Origin of the sequence: Paenibacillus pini JCM 16418 (genome assembly GCF_000576305.1) — a bacterium.
Lineage (GTDB): Bacteria > Bacillota > Bacilli > Paenibacillales > Paenibacillaceae > Paenibacillus_AQ > Paenibacillus_AQ pini.
Genome location: NZ_BAVZ01000014.1, coordinates 74,988 through 91,013, shown reverse-complemented (window position 1 = coordinate 91,013; position 16,026 = coordinate 74,988). Strand labels below are relative to the sequence as shown.

The window sequence follows — 16,026 nt, the reverse complement described above, 5'->3', positions numbered from 1 at the left end:
CCAATAATCAAAAGCCCGTCATCCATAATTACACTGATCAAGTATAATATATCAAAATATGCTATGTCAAAAAGCGAAGACCGTTCATCCTTCTTTTCAAAAATAGGCGCATTATTTAAAATTCATAAACTGTAAATCAAGCTTTAATTCTGCTTTGCGAAGCATCTGCATAATTTCTTGCAGATCATTCTTACTCTTACCTGTCACACGAATTTGGTCACCCTGAATTTGACTCTTTACCTTTAGCTTCGAGTCACGAATCAAGACATTAATTTTTTTCGCATTGTCTTGATCAATCCCCTGCTTCAGTGTGATTTTCTGACGAACAGACCCGAGCGAAGCAGGTTCAACTTTGCCGTAATCCACATTTTTAAGAGATAAACCACGCTTAACCATCTTCGATTGCAAAATATCGAGTACTGAATTGAGCTTATACTCATCATCTGAGACCACAACAAGTGCATCTTTTTCGAGTTTTAAACTGCTTTTACTTCCTTTAAAGTCAAAGCGTGTCTCAATCTCTTTCTCTGCTTGCGTAATCGCATTCGTCATTTCCTGCAAATCAAACTTAGACACAATATCAAATGAACTTTCTGAACTCATGACTTCACGTCCTTTCTTTAAACATCAAGATATATTATATGAAAATATAGACATCAAGTCTAATAAACCACACATTTTTCTTAAAAAAACAATAAAAAGACATTCCTTTGGATGAAATAATCCTTCAGAAATGTCTCTTTCATACATATTTTATGCTTGCGAATCTCGCACGGGCTGTCTGAACATATCTAATATGCCCAAAACGATATGAGCAAGACCATAGCCCAAAACGCCATACCCCCAAGAATTTGGAGTCAGGTAATAACCAAAGAGGCTGACAACAATACCCAAACCAGTTACGATCCAGCTAACTGTCATAGCACAAGCACCTCATTTCAGTGGAAATTAGACGACTAGAAACTACCATCAAAGATAGCTCTAGTCTTTCCTTAAGAGCAAGGGCTTATACTCTTGAAATATTAGTTGTTTCCGGTTGTGCTTGATTCGTCATTGGAATCTGAATTCGTAGTACCATTACCGCTATTAGTTGACTGACCTGTGCTGTCTCCATCGCCCTCAGGACCATATCGTACTAGAATACGAGATGTTGACTTACCATCTTTAACTGGTTGTCCAGCAACTGTTATATCCGTTGCAGGGGAATATCCTGACTTAATATAAATCCCAGTTGAATCAAGTGTAAAGGAGAATGTTTGACCTGCTTCTGTATTACCAAATTGCAGCTTTTCACCATGGATATTATTTCCCTTGTATATCTCGAGCCAGCTCTTGCCAGTCGCCTTGATTTCTATTTGTACAGGACTTCCTTGAGGAGCTGATACATTAAAGATTGTATCTTTACCCTTCTTACCCGCAGGAGTTACTGTTGTTACTTGACTGCCTGTATTATTTTCCGGCTCCGTAGTCGTACCTGTACCATTCGTTGCATCTTCACCAGTCGTACCACCACCCGTAGTTCCATCAGGATTAGTACCCGGCGTAGTCGTAGTGTCAGGCTCCTTCACAGGTTCTTGAGGCTTCGTCACGGGCGGAGTCGGCTGTGTCGCTGGGTTCTGTTCCGTATTAGTCAATTTACTATCGTCTACTTGATTCACCTTCGGTTCTTTTTGGTGGCTCGCGTATAAGTAAATAACTACAATAATTAGAATTGGGAACGTCCACATCAGAACGGTAGACAGCCATTTCACATTTCGTTCTGGAGCTGTTCGATTCTTTGTACGTTTCTGAATTACAGGTTCCATGACCGTTTCAGGCTCAGCTGGACCCACATCCTGTTTATGCCCTTCCAGCAGTTCATCAGGATCTAGCCCAACCGTTTCGGCATAGGTTTTGATAAAAGCCCTCACATAAAAACTTCCCGGGAGCACCTTATAATCCCCAGCTTCGATGGCTTCCAAATATCTCTTGCGGATTTTTGTCATTTCTTGCACGTCGTCCAGACTCATACCTTTTTGTAATCTGGCTTCTCTTAACTGTTGACCCAGTTCAGACATACCATCACCTCCTCTTCAAAATATTCATGTTATAGATCATCGCTATATGTGCTGGTAAACGTATCATAGAGAATTTCTTCTTGCGGATTGTTTCTGAGTTCAACAATGATATTGAAATCATCATAAGTGTATTCGGACTCTTGCACAAAAACATCTGGATGTTCAATTACCTTTGTACAAGGCATATTCATAATATCCTGTAAAAGATTATAATGCCGCTCATTCGAACGAATTGTACTCACAATACCATCTATAATAAAAACGTTGTTATGATTCATTTCATCTTCTGACAACTGGCTTCGTACCGTTTGACGAAGTAGTGTTGAGGATACAAACGTCCATCGTTTCATTGCGCACACACTGCCTGCGATAATAGACTCCGTTTTACCAACCCGTGGCATCCCACGTAATCCGATGACTTGATTTCCTTCCTTCTTAAATATTTCACCCAAAAAGTCGACAAGTAATCCCAGCTCATCCCGAGTGAAACGAAACGTCTTTTTGTCATCCGAATCTCTGTCGATATATCGTCCATGACGCACCGCAAGAATATCAACCAATTTTGCTACTCTCAGGGCCCCCACTGTAATATTATCCACTTTTTTCAACATGGAACCCATCAAATGTATTTTCTCATCATCATCTGTTTCCAGAAGCATACCACGTGTTTTGCCTTCTACACCGTTTATTGTCAATATGTTAACTTCCAGCATACCCAAGAGAGAAGCAATATCTCCAAGAAGACCGGGACGGTTCTTATGTATCCTGTATTCCATATACCATTGTTTAGATTCCAATTCGACACCCCATCTGACCTTTTCCCGTTCGCTTCGACAAAATAAACCTTCAACCTTTTCAGGAGAGGTTCAGCTGATTTGAACTCATAACGGGTCACGTTAATGATATATAAAATACTTATGAAAAACAAGTTCAACTCTGTAACCATTAGAGAAAAGCCCCCAAATGGGGGCTTTTTCCAAATCATTATGCATTTCTCTTGGCAAGTTTCACCATCAAGCGGGCGATTGTATGCCGTTCTTCCTTATTGCCGACTTCCCATAATTCCTTAAGGGCGCGGTTAGAAGGATTCTGTGGATCGACCTTCTCATCGAGGAAATCACCAATTTCATAAGCCAGCTTGGAAATGGTATCCTCATTCATTCCTAACTTTTCAGCTTGAACGACACGTTCACCCAGAAATTTTTTCCAGGTATCGAAATTTCTCACTACTGTTGACATGATAAATCTCCTCCTCAGCTCATTGCATAAGATTTAAAATCAACAGTTGTAATATAACCTCATAGTGTGAACGCTATTCCTCCGTAGAACTGGCTTATTTAAGTAACCCATCCTCCATTTGGACTAATGACTTGGCCGTTAATATAACCCGATTCAGGAAGTGCCAAAAAATAAACAAGTGAAGAAATTTCATCAGGTCTCGCCAGTCGTCCAGCCGGTATTTCATCTTCGAGCATACGAATTTCATCGTCCTCCAAATGATCTAGCATCGCTGTATCCACTGCCCCAGGTGCCACTGCGTTCACCGTTACACCAGAAGGTGCAAGTTCCTTGGCAAGCGCTTTAGTGAACGCATTAATACCACCTTTACTGGCAGAATAAAGCACCTCACAAGAAGCACCGGAAATGCCCCAAACTGATGAAATATTGATGATTCGTCCGCAGCGTTGTGCAATCATATACGGCATGAAAGCCTGTGTACAGAGAAACAAACCCTTTAAATTAACTGACATGACCTCATCCCACTGCTCCTCTGTCACTTCAGACAAGAGTCCATAATGAGAGATGCCAGCATTATTAATAAGAATATCCGGATTCATGCCGTGACTCTCCAGCTTATCACGCATTCTATAAATTTGTTCACGATCTTTAAGGTCTGCCGATACCGTTATCACCTTACCACCAAACTTCATACAGCGACGAGCTACATCATTAGCAGCTTCGTGAGAATTCCCATAATGAATAACAACGTTCATGCCTACAGAGGCGAAACGCTCAGCGATCGCTGCTCCAATTCCCCTACTTGCACCTGTAACTAATACCGTCATTTCACCAATTGCCTTAACTGAACATGCCTCTCCCACATTGTCCATTAAGGATTCACCACGATGGATATGGCCAATTGATCCCAATCAATATGTTCACGCAGACGTGTATTTACATCGTCTAATGTAATGGATTCATAAACCTGCACAACAGAGAAAAAATCACTTCCACGGAACTGATATTTCGTAAATTCATGAGCAATATTTTCTGGAGAGTTAAGCATACGCAAATATCCACCAATCTTCTTCTTGCGTGCTCTTTCAAAATCAACCTGTTTAAAACCGCTAGAAACAATCGCATCCACTTCGGTACGAATTCTCGCCAGCATCTCATCGGGATCGCGAGTATCTCCTCCTGCTGCTGAGAAAGCATATTGCGGGGAGCTATTATATTCATGTGAGAAGCTGTCAGATATCAAGTCTTCATCATAAAGCTTCTGATATAGTGGTGTGCTAGAACCAAACAACAGATCGAGCATCAGCTTGGTTGTCAAATCACTTTTCAAAAGATCTTTGCCTGTTGCCCCAAAACTTTTATCTTTAAACCCAAATAAACACTTAGGCATGGAAACCGCGAGTTTACTAACTCGTTTTTTCTCCGCAACGCCTATTTGTTCAGGCTCAAATAATCTTTCAATACTACCTTGTTTTTCATACGTTTTTTGCGCTTGATTGTTACGAACCAGCTCAAATACTTCCTCAGGCTTCACACCACCCACTACAAACAATAGCATATTGCTTGGGTGATAAAATGAATGGTAGCAGTTATACAATGTTTCTTTCGTGATGGTGCTAATGGATTCCACTGTACCCGCAATATCGATATGAACAGGATGAATGGAATACATGGCTTCGATTAAGCCAAAGTATACTCTCCAGTCTGCATTGTCTTGATACATATTAATTTCCTGTCCGATAATGCCCTTCTCTTTATCCACATTTTGATCCGTAAAGTAAGGGTTTTGTACGAAATTGATCAATGTTTCAAGGTTCGTTGTAATATTCTCCGTCGCCGAGAACAGGTACACCGTTTGATCAAAACTTGTAAAAGCATTAGCCGAGGCCCCATTGGTAGCAAAAGTTGCAAAAATATCGCCTGTTGGCTCCTCAAACATTTTATGCTCTAGAAAATGAGCGATCCCGTCAGGTACTTTGACTTCGTCCTGTCCTTCTACCTTAAAATGATTATCCACTGAGCCATATTTGGTCGCAAATGTTGCATATGTTTTCTGAAATCCTGGCTTTGGCAGAACATATACATGCAGCCCGTTGTCCATCACTTCGTAATATAGGCTTTCCTGTAGCTGATCGTATTGAAGTTTTTCCACCGGCTATTCCTCCTCCTGCCCTTTCAGAAAATAAATCGTATCCAGTTCAAAAGTTAATGCGGCTGCCTTGACATCATCTATACTGATATTCTCCACCTGATTTAGTAATTCAGCACGAGAACGATCTTTACCTGAAAATTGACGATTGAAGTCATACGCAATCATTTCAAAAGCAGAATCATCGATTTCGCGAAGCAGATTACGAATCATTGCTTTCGTTTGAGACATTTCAAGCTCGGTTATATTCCCAGCGCGCATCTCTTCTAACTGACGCTGAATGATTTCTAATGCCTTCTCGTAGTTCTGAACCTCAATACCCGATTGTATTGTCCCGATGCCTTTGTGACCATCGTAGCGGGATGAGGCATAGTAAGCGAGACTTTCTTTCTCGCGAACATTGATGAACAGCTTGGAGTGAGGGTATCCACCCAAAATACCGTTATACATTAAAGCTGATGCATATAGATCATCACTGTAATTAATAGACGTACGAAGACCAAGGTTCAGCTTCCCTTGACTGACTTCAAGTTTCTCCACCACCGTCTTCACATCACGCACTTCACGGATCGAAGCATTAGGTTTGTAAGTGATTCCGGGTGCATCGCCAAGTTCAAAGTATTTCGTAACAAGTTCCTGCACTTCTTCCAGTGATGTATCCCCAACAACATACAAATCCATGCTGGAATTTTGCAACCATTGCTGATAAGCATCATAAAGATTCTCTGCATTGATTTGATCCAAATCTTTGCGTTGTCCAAGAGGGTGAAGGCGATAAGGCTCGTTGCTACACATCTCCTCAATACACCGTTCCGAAGCATAGCGGATTTTATCATTAACAATGGAATCTAATTTTTTACGTACATTTTCTTTTTCGGCCTGCACATAGGACTTACGGAAATGTCCATCTTCAAGCGCAGGACGAGTAACTACTTCTCCTAAAAAAGCAAAAGACGATTCAAGTAGACTTTCCTCACTTTTCACAAAAGAATCATTGATGGTATCCATTCTGAACTGGACCATTTGATAATCTCCGCGCTTATATACGTCAAAACCGAATCCGGCTCCATACATTTGTTCAAGCTGTTCCCGAAATTGAATTGTTTCCGGATAGGAAGCTGTTCCTCGCCGAAGCACAAAGGGAATTAATGCCGTGCTGGTAACGGTTTCCTCCGTAAGCGGTGTGCCCGCAAATAGTGAAATCGCAAAAGTCTTGAAACGTTTTGTCGGCAGTACGTGAAGCCGAACACGCTTCGCTTTTCCATGTTGAAATCCCGTTTTATCCAAGGTTCCAAGCTCCTTTAGCCATGAATTTATAAAGAATCACGCTCTCGATTATTATCCATTCTAACCCATTCGAAAGTGAAGAAGCAACCGAAGACAAACCCTTCGGTTGCTGTTTCCAGAGTGTTTCTTGTTACATACAGAAAATATGTTGTCCAATCGTTTTCACTTGTGGTCGGCTCCAAATCCACTTTGATGTTGCCGTCTTCGGATTAAAATAATACAAACAGCCACCACTTGGATCCCAACCGTTTAGCGCCTGTTGAACGGCCTTGCGAGCTACATCATTGGGTTCGAGCCAAATCTGACCGTCCGCTACAGCTGTGAAGGCTCCTGGCTGAAATATTACGCCTGAGGTCGTATTGGGAAAGCTAGGTGATTTAACCCGGTTGAGTATAACTGCGGCGACGGCAACTTGCCCTTCAAACGGCTCACCCCGAGATTCACCATAAACCGCATTAGCCATGATTTTGAGGTCGTTCTCTGAAAGTCCCATCGTATTTGAAGAAGACATCTGAGAATTCTTATCCTTATCTTTATCTTTATCAGTGGATGGCTTTGTTCCAGAATTCGAACCTGAGGGATTAGGATTGGCCGCTGTACCCGCAGGCTTCCAATTCTTAGTAGCATTATATAGTTTCAGCTTGGTCTTGGGCCCAACCGATCCATCCGCCTTTATACCAAATTCCGATTGGAACCATTTCACAGCTTTTAGTGTTGTAGCACCAAATTGACTATCAATTTTGCCACTATAGAATCCCAAATGTTTGAGGCGGCCCTGGAGCTCGTAAATATCCTGACCCGATGCACCATACTTAAGCAAAACTGTACCAAACGTTGGAACAGAATCTTGATCCAATTGTTCATCGGCGTTTGTTAATTGCGGAGATGCAGTAACCCGTGTATGTTCAGACCACGGTTGCAGCTCTGCGAACATAGCACCCGATAGCACAACGGTTAAACCGATAGTGATCCATATTTTTACCTTTTTCATATCATAAGCTCTACCTTTCTCTTGTGGATTAACAGGATGGCTAAGGTTATTATGACAATCGCCCCCATATCCTATGCACTTCAGAAGAGACAAGCTTTAACCTGAGAGTGTCAACAATTACGAATCGAATACAATACAAAAAACCTCCCTGCATCAGTGACAATACCACATTTAGTAACGCTGAATGTGGTATTGCCTCTGGTCAGAAAGGTTTGATTAAAAAATGAGATTAATTAAGAACTAATTCGATTGTTTTGCTGATATTGCTCCATCGACATCAATACTTCTCTTGGCTTACTACCCTCATAAGGACCGATGATACCTCTTGCTTCCATCGAGTCAATCAGACGTGCTGCTCTAGTATATCCTACCCTCATTCTCCGCTGTAGTAACGAAACCGATGCCTGCTTCGCTTCAAGAACGATTTGAACCGCTTGATCGTAAAGTTCATCAAGAACTTCATTTCCATCGGTAGTGGTTTCCTCTATTTCGGGCACTAGGGACTCATCATACTTAGCTTCGCCTTGTTCTCGCACATAATCAACAATAATTTCCACTTCCTGGTCAGTCATAAATGCACCCTGAACACGGATCGGCTTGGAAGAACCCATTGGCATAAACAACATATCACCGCGGCCAAGAAGTTTCTCGGCACCTGCCATATCTAGAATAGTACGAGAATCTACTTGCGATGACACACCAAAGGCAATTCGTGAGGGAATATTCGCCTTAATTACACCCGTGATTACATCTACGGACGGGCGCTGAGTAGCAATAATTAAGTGAATACCTGCAGCACGGGCCATTTGTGCCAATCTAGTAATAGCTTCTTCCACATCGTTCGCAGCTACCATCATTAGATCAGCAAGCTCATCCACAATGACGACAATATAAGGGAGCACCGCTGGCAAATTATCTTTCATTAAATTATTATAACCTTCAATATTCCGCGTCCCTGATTTCGAAAATAATTCATAACGCTTTTCCATCTCAACCACAATTTTCTTCAAGGCCAAGGAGGCACGTTTCGGATCGGTTACAACCGGTGCTAACAAATGGGGAATCCCATTGTAAACATTAAGCTCCACCATTTTGGGATCAACCATAAGAAACTTAACTTCATCTGGTTTGGCTTTATACAAAATACTTGTAATTATACCGTTAATACATACGGATTTACCTGAGCCTGTTGCACCTGCAACGAGTAGATGGGGCATTTTAGCCAAATTACCCACTATCGTTTGACCAGATATGTCACGTCCGAACGCAATAGATAATTTAGATTGGGCATCTTGAAAAATGGGTGTTTCCATGACTTCACGCATCGTAACAAGTGATACTTCATTATTTGGAACTTCAATGCCTATGGCTGATTTACCTGGAATCGGCGCTTCCATCCGGATATCCTTGGCGGCAAGTGCCAGTGCGATATCATCAGTCAATCCAACGATCCGACTGACCTTAACACCTATATCCGGCTGAATTTCATAACGAGTTACTGCGGGTCCGCGAACAACCTCAAGTACCTTAGCTCGAACACCAAAGCTTTCCATTGTAGCTTCAAGCTTCCTCGCCGTCTGCATATAATCCTGTTGATCTCCAGCTTTCCCTCCAGTTTGGGGCTTAGCCAAAAGACGGAAGGGCGGAATCTTGTATGGCTTTGGTGGCGGAACGGGAATGCTTGGCTTCTCCCCACCATCAAGAGACTCACCTTGAGCGGATTCCGATGTATTTGTATCACTTACACTTGAACCGTCATTCAAAACATCACCTAACTCGTCATCAGCTTCAGCATTCAACTGAACTGATTCATCTCCAACAGAATCATTCACATGTGGATCATCCCAATCTTCTTCACCAACACCTTCAGATTTCACTTGCTCAAAGAAATCACGGATAATAGGGGTCGGCGCTTGAAACACTTCTTCGCGTTCCACATCCAATCCCTGCTTATTAGGATTATCTAAGCTTTGTCTTAATAAATGATCGTACGGACCTTTTGAAGCTTTTGCAGGTTTAGAAGGATAATCTTTAATACCTTCAAGAATATCGCGGCCATCGAGCTCCTCATCCTCTTGGTAATCCTTTTCCTGCTTAGCAAACCTGCTACCAAACATTTGGAAGAACACAGGTGTAGAACGTTTTGACTTCGGAACTACAAAATCATCAAATTCATCTTCCTCGTCTTCGGTCGGAAGTAAAGGTGCTCTAGTTGAAGCGGTAGACTTTCCAGATTTCGTGAGTGGAGTCTGCTGTCGGTTGGATCCGATTCTCTTATGCATTTCTCCTCCCACTTTCATCACTCGAGTGCGGAAGATTCGTAATAAATCCACATAAGACAGGTTCGTAATTAACATAAAGCTAATGATAAACATGACCACAAGCATTAATTTAGATCCTAAGCTACCGAATAGCCAGAACAGCACTGCAAATTGAAGCGCCCCGATATACCCTCCACTAATGTCTTTGTTCATCATCGAACGATCACCATTAACGGCAGAAGTTAACAAACTTCCCTGCAAATCATTATGTACTTGGGTAATAATCGACGACGGACTTATAATATTAGGTGGTATCTTAGTTCCCAATGAAGAAATACTGCTCATCAAAGTCAAAGCTAGTACCACTAGTAAAATCCCCGTCTTACGTGTACTCCATCGACTAGGCCATTTGCGCTGTATCATAACAGCAAGTCCCAGATAAATCCCGATCAATGGGATAATAAAGTAAAATCTCCCTAGCAAAAGCCCAAACATTTTGGACAAAGACCATCCAACCTTGGCCTCTCCTGAAAGCGCAATAACGGAAAGAGTAATTAGAATTATTCCATATATTTCATACTTCAGTACATTAGTCAGTGAAGCCTTCTTTTTCCTTCTTCGTTTAGCCAAAATGTCACCCCCGGAACAATATTATACCATATAATTCCGTGGGCACCTATGTTCTGTTTATCCTTCTATAAATCCATTTTCAGTGTGGGGATATAATGAATAATTTGCCCTGGTGCAAACGCAGGATTCAAATAATCGCCAAGAGGGCAACCAAGAAGTCTTACGATTTGCGCTTCATTATTACCTAGAGGATTCACCTGCATTAATACTCCTTGTATAGTCACCTCTTCAGAAGGTTGATCGAGCTTGTCTGCTCCTTCCCAAATAGCCTCAAGTGGGATAATTGTATGCAGCGTCATTGCGTAATCCCCTCCGCTATAGAGACTCTATTCTTATCATCAATAAGCTGGTTGAGTCTGGCTAAGGCATGCCCGATTCCCCCTACCTGATCCATTAGACCATACTTTACTGCATCGGCACCTCCAACTGCCGTTCCGATATCCCTGTTCAATTCACCTGTCTGAAACATCAACTCTCTAAATCTTTCTTCAGATATGCGCGAATGAGATGTAACGAACTTTACAACCCGTTCCTGCATTTTTTCCATATATTCAAAGGTTTGTGGAACGCCGATTACGAGCCCATTAAGCCTAATGGGATGTATAGTCATCGTTGCACTTTCTGCAATAATGGAATAGGTTGATGCAACAGCAATAGGAACACCGATACTGTGGCCACCGCCGATGACAACTGTCACAGTAGGTTTGGTTAACGAAGTAATCATTTCGGCTATAGCAAGCCCTGCTTCAACATCACCACCCACGGTATTCAGTATAATCAGAATTCCTTCGAGTTTACGATTCTGTTCAGCTGCAACGAGTTGCGGAATAATATGCTCATATTTCGTCGTTTTGTTCTGCGGAGGTAGAACCATATGTCCTTCAATTTGACCAATAATCGTCATGCAAAAAATATTGGATTCATTCGATTCTGCAACAGAAGTCTGACCCAGTTGCTGGATGGTATCGAGTACGGTTGGTTCACGTATCACTGATGGAGAAGGTGAAGTGGGTTGAACAGGTTCAGGAGCATTTGGCGCGGGCTCCTCTTGAATATAGTTCGTATCAAGCTCATCATTATGTACCATGTATGCACGATCCTTTCCCAGTAAAATCAAGATGATATTGATTGTAGTATGCCGGAAAAGAGTAAGATTTTATTCAAAATACGATAACACCCTAAAGAACACGCAGGTCTTTGTGACTTGCGTGTTTCTTTAGTACATTAACTCAAAAAAACACATAAAAGCCCCCTTTTCGCAAGAAACCGTCCATTATTGCCTGCGAAAAGGGGGCGACTGTGTGCTTATTTCAAGACCAAAGTCTATTCAGTTTATACATTATACTTCCATAATAATAGGAAGTATCATCGGTCTACGACGGGTTTGTTCATATAAGAATCGACCCAAAGCATCCTTAACTCCGGTTTTGAGAGAAGCCCATTCATTTACATTCTCGCTCATCAGCTTCAGGAGCGTACTCGATACGATTCGGTTCGCTTCATCCAGAAGTCCTTCTGATTCACGAACATAAACGAATCCTCTCGAAATGATGTCTGGTCCCGACATAATAGTCCCATCTTGTTTGCTAAGAGTGACAACAACGACCAAAATACCATCTTGAGACAGTAATTTACGGTCACGAAGAACGATGTTACCAACGTCCCCAACTCCCAAACCATCAATCAATACATTACCTGCAGTAACTTTACCAGCTCTACGTGCAGCTCCGCCTTGGACTTCAACAATTTCTCCAATATCGGTAATAAATATATTGTCTGGATCTACGCCTACAGCTTCAGCCAGCAAAGCATGACGACGTTGCATACGATATTCACCGTGAATAGGTAGGAAGAACTTAGGTTTCATCAAGTTCAGCATTAATTTCAATTCTTCTTGACTACCATGTCCAGATACGTGAATACCAGAGTTAGCACCGCTATAAATAACATCAGCACCTAAACGGAATAATTCATCGATTGTACGGCCGACATATTTTTCATTACCCGGAACTGGAGTCGCGGCAATGATAACAGTATCACCTGGTAAGATATCTACTTTACGATGTGTAGAACGTGCCATACGTGTCAATGCTGACATTGGCTCGCCCTGACTGCCTGTACATAGTACAACTACACGATCAGCAGCCATTTTATTTACTTCTTCTGGCTCAATCAACATGCCATCTGGAACATTAAGATATCCAAGATCAGAAGCGATTGCAACCACATTAACCATGCTACGGCCAATAACCGTAATTTTGCGGCCTGTTGATTCAGCTGCATTAACAACTTGTTGAATGCGGTGTACATTAGATGCAAATGTCGCAATAACAACACGCTGTGCAGCTTTACGGAAAATATCCTCTAGCACCACACCAACATTTTTCTCCGAAGGAGTAAAACCTGGTTTCTCAGCATTTGTACTGTCTGACATAAGTACCAATACGCCTTCTTCACCGATTGCAGCCATTCGCTGTAAATTCGCATACTGACCATTAACTGGCGTATGATCAAATTTAAAGTCACCCGTATGAACTACGTTGCCTTCTGGAGTAGCAATACAAATTCCGACAGAGTCTGGAATACTGTGATTAGTTCTGAAGAAAGATGCTTTAAGCGTCGATCCTAAAACGACTTCGGAATCTTCATCAATCAGAATACGCTTAGTTTCACCAAGCAAATTGGCTTCTTTTAGCTTGTTCTCAACAAGGCCAAGAGTAAGCTTTGTTCCATACACAGGAACATTTAGATGTTTCAGAACGTAAGGCAATCCACCGATGTGGTCTTCATGTCCGTGTGTCAGCAAAATGCCTCTCACTTTGTCACGATTTTCCGTCAAGTAGCTAATATCCGGGATGACAATGTCGATTCCGAGCATGTCCTCTTCCGGGAACTTAAGCCCTGAATCAACTACTACGATATCATTGGCGTATTGAACGACATACATATTTTTTCCGATTTCACCGACGCCGCCCAACGCAAATACCGTCAATTTATCGCTATTATTTTTTTTAGACAAATGAATCTAACCCTCCTATGGTTTTGGACGTCGTACCATTTAGTATTTATATTTCAAAAATATACCGCACCCAGTCACTTGACCTCATTATACATGATTAAAAACTCAAAAAACAAGTCACGTTCTGAGTATCCATTAGGCTTCCCTTTACAAAAGCTCAATATTTAGCAAAAAGGCGCCCCAAAGGGACGCCTTAATACTTTAAACAGCTAGTTCAAAATTAAGATAATGATAACAAATTTCTAATGAATAAACTTTCTGCCTCATCGGGTGCCACAAGCGGTAAACGAACATCGCCGACAGAATGTCCAAGTAAATTCAAGGCATATTTCAAGGCAGCAGGATTAGGAACTGGCGTCGGACATTCAAATAATCCTTTGAACACCGGGAATAACTGCTGATGTAGATTGGCAGCTTTTTGAACATTCCCCTCTAGATAGGCATGGATCATTTCTGACATGGATGCACCAATGATATGGCTTGCTACACTTACAATACCATAAGCACCAACAGATAATGCTGGTAACGTCATCGGATCATCGCCAGAATACACTTTAAAATGAGCTGGAGCTCCAATCACAATCTGAGTCACCTGTTCAAGCGACACACATTCCTTCGTAGCTACAATATTTGAAATTTCAGCAAGACGTAAAGTCGTATGAGCACTAATGCTGGCTACGGTACGGCTTGGCACATTATAGAGCATGATAGGTAGCTGAGTACTGTGGGCAATCGCTTCAAAGTGGCGATACATCCCTTCTTGACTGGGCTTGTTGTAATAAGGAACTACAAGCAAAGCTCCATCAACTCCAAGCTTCTCAGCTTCTTGGGTAAGATGGATTGAATGAGCTGTGCTATTACTACCTGTGCCAGCAATAATTTTACAGCGACCGTCTGCATGCTTTACAGCAAATGCAAATAACTGCAATTTCTCTTCTTCACTTAAAGTTGGTGATTCACCAGTTGTTCCGCAAATAACGAGAGAATCTGACTTTTGCTCTTCAATTAAGTAGTCTATTAATGCAGACGTCTCCGTCCAATTGATATTGCCCTGCTCATCGAAGGGTGTTACCATGGCCGTGATTAATCTTCCGAAATCCACCTTGCATACCTCCTCATATGATTCGCTAGTGCTGACAATCTCTAATATGCATTCGTTTAGCGATGTAACTCAAACGTTTTGTGAAGTGCTCTAAGTGATTGAACCATATCTTCCTTCTTGACCAGCACCCAAATCGTAGTATTGGAATCTGCAGATTGCAGGATTTGTATGTGTTGTTCACTGAGTGATTCTACAATTTTAGCCATAATACCAGGTACGCCATTAATACCTCCACCGATGACAGAGACCTTAGCACAGCCCGACAGACTCTTTGGCTTGAGACCCATTTCCTGCAGAACCGTAATTGCTCGCACCGAGTCGGTATCAAATACCGTATAGACTGCGCCCGTAGGAGTGACATTGATAAAGTCTACACTGATGGAATTCTCAGCCATTGATTTGAACACTTGTAGCTGAAGATTGTCCGTTTCATTTAGGCACTCTACTGTAATTTGGGTTACATTACTCACATAAGCAATACCCGTAACATAACGGTCTACAATGCCTGACTGAACATCCTTGAAACCTTCGGGCTGAGTCACAAGTGTCCCTTCATCTTCAGAGAAGGTTGATCTTACACGGACAGGTACTTGGGACTGCATTGCGATTTCAACAGCTCGTGGATGAATCACCTTAGCCCCGTTTTGGGCCATGTTGCAAATTTCAGCATAACTTACAAAGGGAAGCGGTTTGGCATCTTCTACGACCCGTGGATCAGCTGTTAGAATACCATTTACATCTGTATAAATGTCTACCATTTCGGCGTGCAAAGCGACTCCCAGGGCCGTGGCCGATGTATCGCTGCCTCCTCGACCAAGTGTTGTAAAGTCCCCGGATTCGGTTTGCCCTTGAAAACCCGTTACAATTACGACTTGATGACGTGTCAACTCGTCGATAATGCGTTCAGGTCTTACGTCCAATATTCTAGCATTTCCGTAATGATCGTTAGTAATAAAACCAGCCTGTGCTCCTGTCAATACTGTAGCCGTAATCCCTTCATGATGCAGTATGCTGCACAGGGTTGTCGCAGATATGATTTCACCACAGCACAGCAGTAAATCCTTTTCGCGTGATGGTAGGGCGTTTCCGTTGAGGGCAACCCAGTCCAGAAGTGTATCTGTAGCGTAAGGCTCCCCTTTGCGGCCCATTGCTGAAACGACAACAACGATTTGATAGGAAGCAGCAAGCTCCCTTTGAATATGTTTAATAACAAGCTCTCTTGCCTGCGGTGTGGAAAGAGAGGTGCCACCGAATTTTTGTACTAAAATACCCATTTCAATTCCTCCATAAA

General features: G+C 42.1%; 15 protein-coding genes. All 15 read right to left on the bottom strand.

The annotated features are described in order from the left end of the window. Positions 1–111: 111 nt before the first annotated feature. Complete coding sequence (locus JCM16418_RS17605; protein WP_036651594.1) at positions 112–603, bottom strand: YajQ family cyclic di-GMP-binding protein; 492 nt, start codon at positions 601–603, stop codon at positions 112–114. 150 nt (positions 604–753) lie between these two features. Next, positions 754–921 (bottom strand): hypothetical protein, encoded by a 168-nt coding sequence (locus JCM16418_RS25330; RefSeq protein ID WP_162832481.1) that lies wholly within the window; start codon positions 919–921, stop codon positions 754–756. 101 nt (positions 922–1,022) lie between these two features. Further along, entirely contained in the window at positions 1,023–2,057 is a 1,035-nt protein-coding gene (locus JCM16418_RS17600; RefSeq protein ID WP_036651588.1) for a helix-turn-helix domain-containing protein, read from the bottom strand. Positions 2,058–2,086: 29 nt separating this feature from the next. Continuing rightward, positions 2,087–2,854: a DUF3388 domain-containing protein gene (locus JCM16418_RS17595; protein ID WP_036651586.1), complete on the bottom strand. Its 768-nt coding sequence runs from the start codon at positions 2,852–2,854 to the stop codon at positions 2,087–2,089. Between the two features lie 187 nt (positions 2,855–3,041). Then, positions 3,042–3,296 (bottom strand): DUF3243 domain-containing protein, encoded by a 255-nt coding sequence (locus JCM16418_RS17590; RefSeq protein ID WP_036651585.1) that lies wholly within the window; start codon positions 3,294–3,296, stop codon positions 3,042–3,044. Positions 3,297–3,394: 98 nt separating this feature from the next. Continuing rightward, complete coding sequence (ymfI, locus tag JCM16418_RS17585; protein ID WP_036651583.1) at positions 3,395–4,168, bottom strand: elongation factor P 5-aminopentanone reductase; 774 nt, start codon at positions 4,166–4,168, stop codon at positions 3,395–3,397. Then, the gene (yfmH, locus tag JCM16418_RS17580) at positions 4,168–5,448 is read right to left on the bottom strand and encodes an EF-P 5-aminopentanol modification-associated protein YfmH (protein WP_036651581.1); all 1,281 of its coding nucleotides are present in this window, start codon (positions 5,446–5,448) and stop codon (positions 4,168–4,170) included. The genes ymfI and yfmH overlap by 1 nt, the downstream gene beginning before the upstream one ends. 3 nt (positions 5,449–5,451) lie before the next feature. Beyond that, the gene (yfmF, locus tag JCM16418_RS17575; RefSeq protein ID WP_036651579.1) at positions 5,452–6,732 is read right to left on the bottom strand and encodes an EF-P 5-aminopentanol modification-associated protein YfmF; all 1,281 of its coding nucleotides are present in this window, start codon (positions 6,730–6,732) and stop codon (positions 5,452–5,454) included. Positions 6,733–6,862: 130 nt separating this feature from the next. Next, positions 6,863–7,723 carry a spore cortex-lytic enzyme gene (gene sleB / locus JCM16418_RS17570; RefSeq protein WP_036651578.1) on the bottom strand — a complete coding sequence of 287 codons (861 nt, stop codon included), beginning with the start codon at positions 7,721–7,723 and terminating at the stop codon, positions 6,863–6,865. A 233-nt stretch (positions 7,724–7,956) separates the two neighbouring features. Continuing rightward, positions 7,957–10,617: an FtsK/SpoIIIE family DNA translocase gene (locus JCM16418_RS17565; protein ID WP_242403892.1), complete on the bottom strand. Its 2,661-nt coding sequence runs from the start codon at positions 10,615–10,617 to the stop codon at positions 7,957–7,959. Between the two features lie 62 nt (positions 10,618–10,679). Beyond that, positions 10,680–10,913 (bottom strand): YlzJ-like family protein, encoded by a 234-nt coding sequence (locus JCM16418_RS17560; RefSeq protein WP_036651572.1) that lies wholly within the window; start codon positions 10,911–10,913, stop codon positions 10,680–10,682. Next, the gene (locus JCM16418_RS17555) at positions 10,910–11,701 is read right to left on the bottom strand and encodes a ClpP family protease (protein ID WP_052020476.1); all 792 of its coding nucleotides are present in this window, start codon (positions 11,699–11,701) and stop codon (positions 10,910–10,912) included. Before JCM16418_RS17555 ends, JCM16418_RS17560 begins: the two co-directional genes overlap by 4 nt. 252 nt (positions 11,702–11,953) lie before the next feature. Next, positions 11,954–13,633 carry a ribonuclease J gene (locus JCM16418_RS17550; protein ID WP_036651570.1) on the bottom strand — a complete coding sequence of 560 codons (1,680 nt, stop codon included), beginning with the start codon at positions 13,631–13,633 and terminating at the stop codon, positions 11,954–11,956. A 220-nt stretch (positions 13,634–13,853) separates the two neighbouring features. Next, positions 13,854–14,735: a 4-hydroxy-tetrahydrodipicolinate synthase gene (gene dapA / locus JCM16418_RS17545; protein ID WP_036651568.1), complete on the bottom strand. Its 882-nt coding sequence runs from the start codon at positions 14,733–14,735 to the stop codon at positions 13,854–13,856. 56 nt (positions 14,736–14,791) lie between these two features. Further along, the gene (gene dapG, locus JCM16418_RS17540; RefSeq protein ID WP_036651566.1) at positions 14,792–16,009 is read right to left on the bottom strand and encodes an aspartate kinase; all 1,218 of its coding nucleotides are present in this window, start codon (positions 16,007–16,009) and stop codon (positions 14,792–14,794) included. Positions 16,010–16,026 lie beyond the last annotated feature (17 nt).

Excerpts from the sequence above, each read along its gene's own strand:
- JCM16418_RS25330 (WP_162832481.1), bottom strand. The coding sequence starts at position 921 with ATGACAGTTAGCTGGATCGTAACTGGTTTGGGTATTGTTGTCAGCCTC.
- dapG (WP_036651566.1), bottom strand. The coding sequence starts at position 16,009 with ATGGGTATTTTAGTACAAAAATTCGGTGGCACCTCTCTTTCCACACCG.
- JCM16418_RS17560 (WP_036651572.1), bottom strand. The coding sequence starts at position 10,913 with ATGACGCTGCATACAATTATCCCACTTGAGGCTATTTGGGAAGGAGCA.
- sleB (WP_036651578.1), bottom strand. The coding sequence starts at position 7,723 with ATGAAAAAGGTAAAAATATGGATCACTATCGGTTTAACCGTTGTGCTA.
- ymfI (WP_036651583.1), bottom strand. The coding sequence starts at position 4,168 with ATGGACAATGTGGGAGAGGCATGTTCAGTTAAGGCAATTGGTGAAATG.
- JCM16418_RS17600 (WP_036651588.1), bottom strand. The coding sequence starts at position 2,057 with ATGTCTGAACTGGGTCAACAGTTAAGAGAAGCCAGATTACAAAAAGGT.
- JCM16418_RS17605 (WP_036651594.1), bottom strand. The coding sequence starts at position 603 with ATGAGTTCAGAAAGTTCATTTGATATTGTGTCTAAGTTTGATTTGCAG.
- JCM16418_RS17555 (WP_052020476.1), bottom strand. The coding sequence starts at position 11,701 with ATGGTACATAATGATGAGCTTGATACGAACTATATTCAAGAGGAGCCC.
- JCM16418_RS17590 (WP_036651585.1), bottom strand. The coding sequence starts at position 3,296 with ATGTCAACAGTAGTGAGAAATTTCGATACCTGGAAAAAATTTCTGGGT.